The following is a 13,501-nucleotide window of genomic DNA, read 5'->3' on the forward strand; positions in this document are numbered from 1 at the left end:
TGGTCTGTTGATATGTCTTTTGTTGTTGATTCATTTGTCTCTTTAGGAGTAGACGTTTCTGAATCTTTTAATGTTTCTTTTGAGCTAGATTCAGTTGTTTCACTCTCTAAATTACCTTCTTTCTCTTTAGTGGATGTTGTCATTGTTGAATACTCAACAGAAGAAGAATTGGTATCTTCTTCTGCGAGTACTATCTGACTATTTAATAACAAAACAACACCTATAAAAGAGGAAAGTATGAATCTGTGCATTTTCATACTGATTCCTCCAAATTCTTAAAATAAATTTTTAACTATTTTTTAAAGAAACCTTTTTTTTCAGTTCGATAAGCGAATTTTCCAATTCTAAAATATAATGATTAACCCGTGGTGCTAGTTAAATTTAATATCCTAAAGAATATTTCAAAGTTCCTTCAAAACGTCGTTGTGCTCGACTTAATAGAACACTGTAAGCCAATAATATGCTTTCAAATCTACTCTCTAGCCCTTTAACAGAACGTGAGTTGAAATTTTGACAACCTAATTTTTCTAAGGAAGAAAAAACAGTCTCAACTGTTTTTCTTTGTTTTCCAAGTAAGCTGTGGTCTAGTTTTTCTGATTTATTCATGTTTTTACGTGGCGGAACGGATATAGTAATGCCCTTAAGGGCAAGCTTTTCATGGATTTTATGGCTAATATATCCTTTGTCCCCTAGGATATTGGGAAGATTTGCTTCTTCCGATAATGTCTCTAATACTTTCACGTCATGGACACCTGGATTCGTGATTGAGTAAGTAATAGGAAAGCCAGTCTTAGTAACGATCATATGAATTTTAAGACCATAAAAATAAGATTTTTTTGTTGATTTACCAACTTGTTTAGACATTTTCCTCTAGGAAAAAATTAACTAGCACCACGGGTAATGATTAGTATTTTTATTCAACAATTTGATCTCTTTAATATAATCTTCTGCCACATTAATAACTTCTTCATTAAACATATTAATATAAATTTTTTCTTGCCAAACTAATTCTTTATTCGATAATTTACTCATTTTCTCTATAGCAGATAAGATAAATTAAATTTATTATCTGTTTTTATCTCACTAATTTTTAAAGTGTTCTTATTATCATAACAAAACCCTATCCAAGAATTAAAACTTTCTATATCACTAACACAAAGACTTAATTCTTCATCTATTTCTAAAGCCATATGAACTAAATTTATAATCCATTGATAGATTGATGTTGACAGAGTTTCAAGTTGTTTTTCTAAAAAAAATCCATATTCTTTCTTATTAATTAATATTTCGTTTGTCAAATTAAGCTAGACAAAATATCATTATCAAAAATATTATATTTTAAAATGAACATACATGCCTCCATAATTTATTTCATCATATTTCTGAGTTCTTTCACAGAATACTTATAATTTTCATCAACTGTACCCAAAGAGCTATCTTTTAAATTGTAATTAAAATTGTGACTTAATATTTTCCCATATATTTTTTAATGATTGACCTTCTACTCTTATATCTATTAATAATTCTTTTATTGAAGAAAAAGTTTGAGTATTCTTATTAGCTATATCTGTAAAATAATACCTATCATTCGCTTGACTAATCCAATATTCTTTATCATTATAATAAAATTTATATTCTTCACCATACTCTAAACTATTTATAAAATTTTGAAAATCCACTTATTTCACCTCATTTTCTTGTTGGATTTCCTTTTGAATCATATGTCCAAAAATGTTCATGTGGATATTCTGGGTGATTTTTTGCATTACCATGATTTGTCATATCAACATCACGAATTGCTCGCCCTTTTGAATCATAAAACCTTCTAGTAACAAGATTTCCTTTTGCATCCAAAATATCAACACTACTATTAGGCTTGCCATTGAATGGACCAGGATTCTTATTTACACTAGAATGTGTTTTTGATATTGTAATATCAATCTCATTACCCATATTATTTTTAATAATATTTTTATTACTTTGTGGATTAGGTTTAGCATTACTAATATTTTTTGATGGTATTGTAGTTTTTACACCATTTACTACTCCTACTACTCCTACTACTCCAAATATTCCTTCTACTACTCGTTCGCCTGTACCCAATTCTCTTTGCGATACCCAATCCTTACCTGTAACTGCGTTTTGAAGACTTCCTACAGTTAACCCGGCTCCTATGGATAGCCCTACTATTTGACCTCCGGGTATAAACATAGAACCTATAGCTACACCTGAAAGAGTTCCTTTCACAATCGTTTCTTTATGTTTACCCCAGAAATCCTTAGTTCCTTGCCAAGCTGTTTTAGCTGTTTGACAAACTTTATTAACTACTTTTTCTCTGATTTCTCTAGTTTTGGCGGAAACTTCTTTCTTTTTCTGCTTAAACCATTTTTTTCCATCGTTAACTGCTGTCCTAATAGATTTTTTCGTTTTACTCCATTTTTCCTTAGCTTTTGTTAGTAATCCTGATTTTCTCTTAACTTTAACAACTTTTCTAGATTTATTAACTTTCGCATTTCTATTAATTGCAGCTACTTTTTTAGGACTGTTTCGTCTAATTTGTTTCTTAGCTGGTTTATAAGATTTACTAGCTACATATCTTCTAACTGGTGCTCGGTACACTGGACGTTTTGGTACATAACGTCTAACTGGTGCTCGATACCTTGTTCTCGGATAGTACCTTCTCGGTGCTGGTCTTGGATAATATCGTCTTGGCGCTGGGCGATAAGGTCGTCTTGGCGGAATGTATCTTCTCACTGCTCTAACCACTGGACGAAAGACTCTTCTCACAAATCCTCTAAAACCACCTCGTCGTTTATTACCACTTTCATCAGAATAACCTAGTGGGTTATTGCCCACGTAAGCATATTTATTCTGGGTCCCTGGCTCATCTAAATCTCCCATTTCACTATCTTCTTGGAAGAAACGTCCCATAGACATATCATAATTTCTTGCTCGTAAGTTTTGTGAATCTTGACTATCATGCCACTCACCACGATAACCTAATTGATTCGTCATTGGTAACTCACTAGAACCAAAAGAATCATACAATTCATTGGTTTCTAAAGACTCATCTGATAAAGAAACCCTACTGGCAATACTTTGAAGACCATCTTCATGATAAGACTCTTCACGTGTTCCGATTGCTTGATCATCTTCACCATAAATAAATTGAGACTCTTGATTAGTTGTTTTCTTACCAACTTGTTTCTCCTGTGTTACTTGAGCCACTCGGGGATAACTTTGATTCAAGTCATTCACATAATTAACCTTCTCCACATAAGAAGAACCACGACGTGAACTTAATTGATCTGTTAGTTTATTTCGCCAAGAAGCAGAACCCTCTTTCTTTTTCTTAAAAGCATCCGGATTCTCTTTAGCTAAAGCTAAACTTTCAGATAATAGAACATCCGTTGATTCGGATTTTAGTTCTTGTTGTCGATCAATCGTTGTTATCCACTTAACTAAATCTTCTTGACCTTCTTTGTTCTTATCATGTGTTAACTCACTTGTTACACGATTGCCTAAGGCATCGTATTGATAAGTAGTCACGTCTCCTAAACTAGTTGTTTTTTGAATCAATTGATTCGCATCGTTATAAAGATAATCAATGGTTGTACCATCTAGTAATAGTTTTTGGCTCACATTACCCGTTTTATCATAAGTAAGTGTAGCGCCATCACCTTCGTCTAATTGAAGCTGACTCACTTCATTGGCTGTGTATTTAGCATACTCAGCTGACGCACCATTTACTTCTTTTCGATAAGCAATTCGATTACCTAATTCATCATACAAATAAGTAATAACTGTTTCTTGCTTATTTTCTTTAGTAGATACTTTTATTAATTGGTCATCTTCATCATACTCATACGTTTTTTCTTGTTTAACTTTTGGTAAGATGGTTATCTCAGAAATAATATTATCATTTTCATCATATTTATACGTATATTCACTAATTAACTCATCTTTTTTATTAACTGTTTTAACCGTTTCAACATAAAAGTCATGAGAATAAGTATACGTCGTTTGATTACCATTAAGGTAAGTAATATTAGTCACACGTCCTAAAGCATCATAAGTATAATCAGTTTGACCTTCTGGTTGTGTCACGTGTTTCATTCGATTTTGTTCGTCATATTGATACGTTACTTTTGTGTTGTCTGGGTAAATAGTTGCTGTTTTTCTACCTAAAGAGTCATACTCATAAGATAAAACAGTACCAGTCACATCGGTACTCTTCACAATGTCCCCAAACTCATTCATATCAAATTGATGCGTTCCAGTCTCGTTTTTTGCTTTCGTTAACTGACCTTCTTCATTATAAACAAATTCCTGTTTCTTAGAACCTGTTTTTTGTTGAACCATACGGTTCAATTCATCATATTTGTAAGTTGTTTTAACACCATTACTTTGTTTAGATTGTTCCATTTCACCATCTAAACGATAGGAATAAGATTCTACTCGCCCATCTGGTAAAGAAACTTTCTCTAATTCATCTGATTCATTGTAATTAAATCGTGTTTGATTACCTGCTGGATCAGTGATTTCTTTTAAATTATCATTTGTATCATAAGCATATCGTGTCACATGACCACTTCTTGTTTTCACACGAGTTAACTGCTCACCTGCATTATATTGATACTCTGTCTTCTTACCTTTATGATCTGTTTCTTGAATCAACTGACCTAAAGCGTCATATTGATACGTTTTTTCTCGTTTTTTAGAATCAATTTCTTTTGTAACCTGACCTAAAGCATCATGTTCATAATGAACGGTTTGATTTAAGGCATCTGTTTCCTCAATCACATCACCCACTTTATTATAAACATACTGCGTTTTGTCCCCAAGTGGACCTTCTTCTTTTTTCAAATTACCTAAAACATCATACGTATAGCTATAAACTTGATTATCTGCTTCTTTTACTTGAGTCATTTGTCCTAAAGCATCATACGTATAACTTGTTTTATTGCCTCGCTCATCAGTTAACTCAGTTAACTGGTCTAACGTATTATAAGTATAAGAAACTTTCGTTTTGTCTGGATAACTAGTCGTTTTAACGCGGTCAACTGAATCATACTCATAAACAGTGGCTTGATCTAGACCATCAACTTCTTTCACTAAACGATCATATTGGTCGTATTCATAACGAACAAGTGGTTTTTCTTTTACATTATCTTTAATCGCTTTTAGATTAGAGTATTTATCATATTGATAAATTTGTTGGTAACCTTTTGAATTAGTTTCAGATGTTAATTTGTCCTCTTCATCGTAGTCATACGTTGTTTTTCCACCATTAGGCTCAATCATGGAAATCATATTACCACGCTTATCATAGGTATAACGTGTTTTTTCTTTTTGAGCATCAATCATCGTTTTTAAACGATCATTTGAATCATACTCATATTGAATAGAATGACCTAATGAATTAACTTCCTTCACTAAGCGGTCTGCTTTGTCATAATGATACGTTTGTTTATTACCTAAGGCATCTGTTTCTGAAACAAGACGATTATTCGCATCATACTGTTCTTTTGTAATTCTGCCTTCGGCATCCTTAACTTCAACCACATTGCCATAACTATCATATTTGTAAGTTGTTTTATTGCCTGCGGCATCAATTTCTTCAACCACATCACTATTCTCATCGTAAACAGTTTTTTCAACTGAACCATCTGGACGAGTCACACTCACTCGTTCACCGTTATTATTATAAGCATAAGTGGTGACTTGTTTGTGAGGATCAATTTCTTTAACTAATTGCCCTTCTGAATCATACTCATACTGATAAGTTCCACCATTAGGTAATGTTTCAGAAACCACATTTCCTAATAAGTCATAACTTAATTCAGAAGTGGTTTGTTGTGGATACGTTGTTTTAGTTAATTGACCTGCTTTGTCATAAGTATAAGTTGTCTGATTTCCTCTGATATCAATCTCTTGAATCACTTCATCATACTCATTGTAAGCTGTCGTTGTTTGACGACCTTTAACATCTTTAATCTGAGTCATTCGTCCCTTTAAGTCGTAAGTATACGATTCTGACTGACCAGATTCATCACTCATTTCAATTAATTGGCCTAAGGCATCATAAGTATAAGTGTAAGTTAAGCCATCTAACTCCGTTTTTTGAATCAATTGTTGTTTTGTATTATAAGTATATGTTTCTGAGCGTTTTAAAGGATCTGTCTTCTTAATTATATTACCGTATACATCATACTCATAAGTCGTTTCTTGATCCAACGCATCAATTTCTTTTCTCAACTGATTTTCTGCATCATAGTCATAACGTGTTTTCTTACCATAAGGATCGATAGATTCTATCATATTTCCTTCGCCGTCATAAACATATTGTAGAATATCTCCTGTCGGAGCCTCTTCTGCAATGACTAATCCTAAGGCATTATAAGCATATTTTCTAATATTACCTTCACCATCAGTTTCAGTTAAAACATTACCTTCACCATCATAGGTATAACTAACAGATTTCCCTAAGGAATTGGTTACTTTTATAACATTTCCTTCACCATCATGTTCATAAATGGTTTTATTTCCTGAGGCATCGATTTTTTCTTTCATGAAACCAGCGGTATCATAAGTATATCCAGTCGTTCGATTTAATGAATCTGTCTCTTTCGACACATTGCCAAATGTATCATAAGCTACTTTTTGAATACGATCGCCTTGTTTTTCAATAATGGGTCTACCTGCTTTATTGTATTCATAAGTCGTTTTTGTTCCTAAGGAATCGGTCACTTCCATTAGTTGATTTAACTCATTATAGGTATAACGAGTGATTCCGCCTAACGCATCTGTTTCCTTTACTACTTGATCATTTAAATCATACTCATAGTGAGTAGCGTTACCTTCTGCATCAATTGATTTAATTAATTGATTCTGACTATTGTACGTATTTTTCTCTATTACTTGTTTACCAATCTTTGTTTCAATCTGATTACCTAAAGCATCATATCGATATGTTGTTTCAATCCCAGTTGGAGAAATTTCTTTGATAAGTTGATCGACTTTATCGTATTCATAATGTGTCTTGTTACCATTAAAATCTGTTTCGGCAATAACATTTCCCATACCGTCATACTCAAATGTTTTGATCGCTCCAAGTGGATTGGTTTGTTTAATCACCTGTCCAATCGCATCATACTCATTTTTTGTCACATAACCATTGAAATCTGTTTCAGTTAAGATATGTCCTTCATCATCATAAGTCTTACTTGAAGTGTGACCTGTACTATTAGTTTCTGATAGAACTTCACCTCGTCTATTTCGTTTATAAGTCGTTTTATTTCCTGAGGCATCAACTTCAGCTAATAGTTGGCCATTAGCATCATATTCATATCTTTCAACTAATTGACCCCCTCGATAGACAGAAGTCACTAATCCTTGAGTATATTGATATTCTTCAATGACATTATCAGATGTCTTTTTCTTAATCAATTGACCAACTGAATCATAGTAAAATTCTTCTGTTTGATTCATTGGATGAGTCACTTTAGAAACCAATCCCTGTGGATTGTACTCATAAGTCGTTACTTGATTTGAGGTATTCGTTTCTTTAATTAGCTGGTTATCGGAATTATAGTCAAAATATTCTTTTGTCCCATTTGGATAACTGACTTCTATTGTATTTCCAAAATTGTCATAACTATAATAAGTAGCTTTACCTGAACGGTCAATTACTTTGGTACGTTGGTTATCTTGGTTATAACTGTACTCTTCTGCCTTTCCATCACCAAATACATGCTTAGTTGTTTGATAGCGATCATCATAAGTAATTGTTTCTGTTACACCATTGGCATTAGTTGTCGTTGTTGTATTCTTATCATAACTAATCTTTGTTAAGTTACCTTCACCATCTGCTTGTTTGATCACTCGGCCTATATCATCATAAGCATTTGCATAAAGAACCTTGCCATTGTTATCTGTGTATTGAGTTAAACGATGATTTTTGTCATACTCATAGCGAATACTTTTTCCTATTTGATCAATTACTTCAATCAAATGTCCATCAGAGTCATATCTATACTGTGTCGATGTTTGATTAGGATAAGTCACATTAGAAATATGTGCCATATCATCCCAACTAAATGATACCTTTTTTCCATCAAACAACGTAATATCTGATAATAAATCATCTTTATTATAGTTATAGGTTCTAATTTGATTAGCATTATTCTTAACGGTTTGAATTTGACCTGTCGAATTAAATGTATAAACAAATTGATTGCTTAAGTCTGTTAATTCAAAGACACGTTTATCTTTAACGACTTTCTTAGTTAAATCATATAGATGATCGCCTTCAACTTTATAAGTGGTATCCGATTGACGATCAAAAAATACTTTTCCACCATCAGCTAGTGTTAACATCATACTTAAATCTTCTAACTGATTTAATTGCATCGTTAAATTAGTTGTCCAATTAAGACCGAATGGTCCATCTATCGCATCTGACATTGAATTAAATGTTCTTGTAATGGTTTCTTCTTGTCCCGCATCTATCCACTGTCCATCTACCATATCGTATAAGTAATTCCCACTACCTAAGTTAATTGGTTCAAAACCAAAGGTACAATTTTTACCTCTACCTAATGCTAATGCATCTATGCGCATCTTATCAGGAGTGGTCAAAGCGGTCGTTTTATAAGCTTTACCTTTGTTTTTCTTAGGATTACGAATAAATAATAAATTACCTTGTGTTAACAAGTCATCTTTCATATTATTATCTTTCATGAATTGATCTTTTTGTTCTGTTAAACCATAAAAAGATAACACTCTAGATAATAAATCTTGGGAAGTCACACGGTATAGTTGGAATTCATCATAAGTATTAGTAACTGAATCTTTACCAAAACTAATGATTGCTTTCGTTTTATATAAACGATTTTCTTTAAAGACGTCCGTTAGAAGGGTATCTGTTTGCCAGTTACTTTCTAATACTTTGTATTCTTGAGTATTTGGGAATATATCAGGATATTGTGGGAAAATATAGTCTCTTCCAATAGCCGCATCTTGTCCTTCAAATACGATTGGTTTTTTTTCTTTCTCATCAATAATCTGATAATTGACTTGTGCCCCAGGTCGGCCCACACCATCTAATCCAAGTGCATTGAATTGTATTAATCCATCATTATCTGAACTGACAAAAGGACGTAACTTCATAGTTGTTTCTTTAAGGGGCATCTTTTCATCTATTGGTGGTCGAACACGGTGCTTTAATACAATATAAGGTGATTCATCTGTTACGCCACCAATAGGAGAAGCAAATATATCTGCTTGAGAATAGGGTAGATTATTTTTCCCCATCTTTTCTGGTTTAAATATTAAACCGTTATTTTTTGCACCAGCAATCCATTCATTCGCTAAATCTGTAATATCAAATTGATAACGGCGACTATTAGGTTTAATTTGTCCGACTTTTGTTTTCGCTTTACCAGTTTTATTAGCTAATTGACCAATCGGAAAACCTAAATCACTAAATTTTTTATACGTTAGACTATTTATACTACCAACATCTTTAGTTAACCCTCGAACCTCATAGGTACGATCAATAATTTTCCCACTTTTGTCTTTAGCACGATCTCCCCAATAACCTGGAGTTCCCATACGGTAAAGAGATAGATAGGCTTCATCTATTTCTCTGTCATTCCCAATTTTTTTAATCTCAGAATCAGGCACTTTAACGATTCCGTATGAATTAAAATGAGCTGCACCTAAAGTCCCTGAACTAAAACCATCATCGTATCCGACATACATGTAAGGCTGAAATGAATAAGATAATGTATCTAAATACTGTCTAATACTTGTGGATTCAATTCCCTTTTTTATAGTTGTATTAACAATATTACTTCTTACTTTATAAAGCGATGTTTCATCTAAGTCTTTTTTAGGTGCTGAAACTGTTAATAATGCTTTATTAGGTGTTTCTTTTTTTAATTCATAAGATAAAGCTTCGATTGGGTTTCCTTCTTGGTCCTCTAAAAATGGCTGTGTTAAAACTGCCTGTAATTCCTTATCCTTGGTCACCTCATATAATTGTGATGACTCATTAAATGTAAAAGTCGCTTCTTTTGGTACTTCTATTTCATACACTAAATCATTAAATTTAGTGTTATGATTGACATACTGCGTTAGTTCAGTTCCAAATTGTTCACTTTTAATTGATAAGCCTTCATCTTTGTTATTTCCAGCAAGTAATACACTGTCCTCAATAACTTCAACCGCTTCATAATCACCAGTTGTTGGAGCTATTTTAACAGATGATTTTTCATCTAATGTGACTTGAATTTCTTTTTCATTAAACGTATTAGGGACAATTATCGAATTGAAAGGTGCTAAACTTCTTACTTCATCTTTATCAGGAATCATTTCACCTTTTAAATCTTTCCACTCCCCTTTACGCTCATAGTGAATCGCTTCTGGAAAAAGCAATGTCTCACCTTCACCTGATTCTTCGTTAATAAAGGTTTTACTTCTTTCCGTCCTCTCATCTACCTTTTCAATGAAACCATGTTTTTCTTGTTGTTCGACAATATCTTCCACAATAAATGTTCCTGCTTGACGCTCAAAATCATCTTTTATGTCATTAGACACGTCAGATAATGTTTTATTATTATCTTCAATAGAGGGTTTAAAACTATCGTCTTTATCCTCGTTGTCTAATTGATTTTGCACCTCATTTGGTAGACTTTCTTTAGTTACTTTTTCGCCTAAATCTTCAACTTTGGATTGATTTGTTACTTCAGTTTCTAGTTCACTGGCCCACACAATGACTAAATCAATAGGAAAATTAGTAAATAATAATAAACTAACTAAAAATGAAACAATCCCTTTCCTTACTTTTTTTCTCATTTAGTTTCTCCTTTTTTGAAACTCTCCTCTTTTTTTTGAATTTTTTCATATTTTTTATTTGCTGGTTCAAATTTATTTTTTGAGATGCTTTTTGACAGGTCCTCTATATCTTTTGCCAACGCACCATAGAATTGATAGAGTTGTTTGTCTTTCTTTGTGAGAACGTGTTGATTTTTTTTCTTTTCAGTCTCTTTTGAAATAGTTCTAAAAGTTTTTGCTACGTCATCCATATCAGTTGTATATTCTTTTTCTTCAATTAAGCCTTTGGCTTGTAAATTACTCCATTTTAAGTAATTTTTTTTAAACTCTGTTTCAAAATCATAAATTGAGTTCTCTGGTTTTGAAACATTTTTAGAGTTACTTGATAAAGATGAAGAATTACTCGTTCTTTTTCTTTTAGAAGGTTCAGTTGATTTTCCCTTTGGACTAGGTGTAGAAACTTCTGAGTCATTATTTGAATTATCGAAAGTAACAACTTCTTTATTATTATTATTTCTTTCTTTTTTAACAGAATTTTTCTTATCTTTCTTTTTGTTTTGTGATCCTTCTTTAGCTGTATCTGTTGTTGTAATTCTGTCCTCCGATTTACTAGAATTGCTTTTGTTCTTTTTCTGACAGCTACTAATTGAGAATATAAGTAGCATAATTAAGACTATAGAAATAACGATAATTATAATTTTCCTTCTATCATTCACTATTATCCCCCCTTTCTTATACATGATTTTATCATATTAGTTATTAAATAATAAGTAACGCTCTAATAAATCCATAATGATTCCATAATGATTCCTTCTATTTTTATATTTTTGTGTTAATCGCTCCGACCTCCTCCACCGCTCTTTCCCCAAGTCGTTTGTGCCAAACGACCAAGACCGTCAGTCGCTGCTTCGCAACGTCTGACCTAAAAGACAAAAGAAAAAGAATCCGTTGGAGGCCAACGCATTCTTTAAAAACCTTTTTTCGCTCCAATCACTCATACTTTTCCCAAAGACTACCAACTTATCTGAAGAAATAAGACGTCCTTTGAAGTGTTGTGTGTGTCAGTTACTGATGAGCTAACCTATCATATCCAGTCGAAAGAACAAGGGTATATAAACGAGGCAAGCTCGCCCTTGTGCTTTCTTTGTGTCTATGATGTCTTCGCTTCACAGCAACCGACCGACACACACTGACACAAATGGACTCATTTTAATTTATTCAGAAAGGAGGATAGTGTTTATCTTTGAAGCATGAGTGATTGAAGCGACAGCTTCCCTCACTCACTTCTAACCCAAATGATTTTTCAAAAAAATAAAAAACAAAAGAGTGATAATCCTATTAAAACAACACAAAAAGAGAAGTCATTTGCTCGAACAAATGACTTCCCTACTTACGATGCACATAAAACCGTAATTAAATTGTATCGTAAGTAACCCCTTTTGACAACCTAAATAAACAAATTTAAGGAGTGTTACACCTATGACAAATACAAATATTGGCACAATACAAGCATTAAAAGATTGTTTAACAAACTATGATAAATCACTACCAGTCGCTATCTTCGATAGCAGAAACGGATATATGAGTGTTGCGTTCAAAAAAGAACAACACCAAACAGAAGTCGGTGTCTTTCAATGGCTCACGTTTTATGCTCACGACACCATCCCAATGTACACGATTGACACGTTGCTAGGTTACCTTGAAAAATTACCACCACAAGCTACTATCACGAAAAAAACGGAGCTTGATGAATATAGCCCACTGTTTCTATCTATTGACGGTATGACAGATAAAGGCAAAACGTACCAATGGCTTGTAATAAGTGATTGTGTTGAATATGAAAAGTTTTTCGAGCCACAAGAAATTAGTTATACCACGCAAGCACTAGACAAATTGCTAAAAGAAATGGAAACGAACACGTCAGAACAGATTGAACGTGTTCACCAATGGCTTTGTAAACAAACCAATCAAGAACTATTTAAAGGCATTTTGACAGACGGTAAAAGCATTAAGGGAGCGTTAGACTATTGTTCAAAAAAGGCACAAGAACACGCAAAGAACGAGCAATTTGCCATGATTGAAGACGATACGGTGTATCAATGGATAACAGACTATTTCATTACCTATGAGTTACCGAAAAAGAAACCAAGTAAAAAGAAACCAACCAAAAAAGCAGAGAAAAAACCAGTTAACAATGTGACGAAAAAAGAAACAACTACACAAAAAACAGAGAAAGGAGCGAGCGAACAACAAATAGATTTGTTCGCCACAATCTAATGACAACGACATTATCTAAACAAATTGGTAAAACACTCACACCACCTAAAGCCTTTTTCAAGTGGTGTGAGAGCCAACTCCCTATTTATAAATGGCAAAACAAGAAACAAACGATACTTTCTAGCGAACGTGACACAGGTACTATTATTGAGAAACGTTTGACTAAAACATCTCGATTAGATTTTCCAGAAAAATTCTATCCGTTTGGTATCATTCTAGTCAGTAAAACACGAATTGAAATTCAATCATATGGCTATTGGTTAGACATCAAAGGTGGAAAAGAAAAACTGGAATATCGACTAACCAACTTTGAACGCTTTTCAAATAATAAACATATCAAAGCCTACAATGGATATGATAACTGGTATAACGGACTAGTCGCAAA

Annotated in this window: 6 protein-coding genes and 2 pseudogenes; 2 read left to right on the plus strand and 6 right to left on the minus strand. The window is 33.0% G+C overall.

Features of this window, described 5'->3' with window-relative positions; translation table 11 throughout:
* From DW196_RS10540 to DW196_RS10560, 6 genes and pseudogenes are all read right to left on the minus strand, one after another.
* The coding region (locus tag DW196_RS10540; protein ID WP_147408688.1) for a hypothetical protein at positions 1 to 257 on the minus strand (257 nt) is incomplete at its 3' end.
* Positions 258 to 381: 124 nt separating this feature from the next.
* Positions 382 to 852 (minus strand): annotated as a pseudogene (locus tag DW196_RS10545) (IS982-like element ISEfm1 family transposase); the annotation flags it as partial.
* A gap of 33 nt (positions 853 to 885) precedes the next feature.
* On the minus strand, positions 886 to 1,032 hold the full coding sequence (locus tag DW196_RS11415) for a hypothetical protein (RefSeq protein WP_158563572.1): 147 nt from the start codon (positions 1,030 to 1,032) through the stop codon (positions 886 to 888).
* A gap of 419 nt (positions 1,033 to 1,451) precedes the next feature.
* Positions 1,452 to 1,679 carry a hypothetical protein gene (locus tag DW196_RS10550; RefSeq protein WP_118251230.1) on the minus strand — a complete coding sequence of 76 codons (228 nt, stop codon included), beginning with the start codon at positions 1,677 to 1,679 and terminating at the stop codon, positions 1,452 to 1,454.
* A gap of 10 nt (positions 1,680 to 1,689) precedes the next feature.
* Entirely contained in the window at positions 1,690 to 10,860 is a 9,171-nt protein-coding gene (locus DW196_RS10555; RefSeq protein ID WP_118251231.1) for an RHS repeat-associated core domain-containing protein, read from the minus strand.
* A complete protein-coding gene (locus tag DW196_RS10560; protein WP_118251232.1) occupies positions 10,857 to 11,555 on the minus strand; it encodes a hypothetical protein in 699 nt (232 codons plus the stop codon). The genes DW196_RS10555 and DW196_RS10560 overlap by 4 nt, the downstream gene beginning before the upstream one ends.
* 763 nt (positions 11,556 to 12,318) lie before the next feature.
* On the opposite strand from DW196_RS10560, the gene DW196_RS10565 reads away from it, so the two are divergent.
* Both DW196_RS10565 and DW196_RS10570 read left to right on the plus strand, forming a co-directional pair.
* Positions 12,319 to 13,116, plus strand: coding sequence for a Cas9 inhibitor AcrIIA9 family protein (locus DW196_RS10565; protein ID WP_118251233.1), 798 nt, complete (start codon positions 12,319 to 12,321; stop codon positions 13,114 to 13,116).
* Positions 13,116 to 13,501: pseudogene (locus tag DW196_RS10570) on the plus strand (hypothetical protein); the annotation flags it as partial. The gene DW196_RS10565 and the pseudogene DW196_RS10570, both read left to right, overlap by 1 nt.

The organism is Vagococcus sp. AM17-17 (assembly GCF_003471765.1).
GTDB classification, from domain to species: domain Bacteria; phylum Bacillota; class Bacilli; order Lactobacillales; family Vagococcaceae; genus Vagococcus; species Vagococcus teuberi.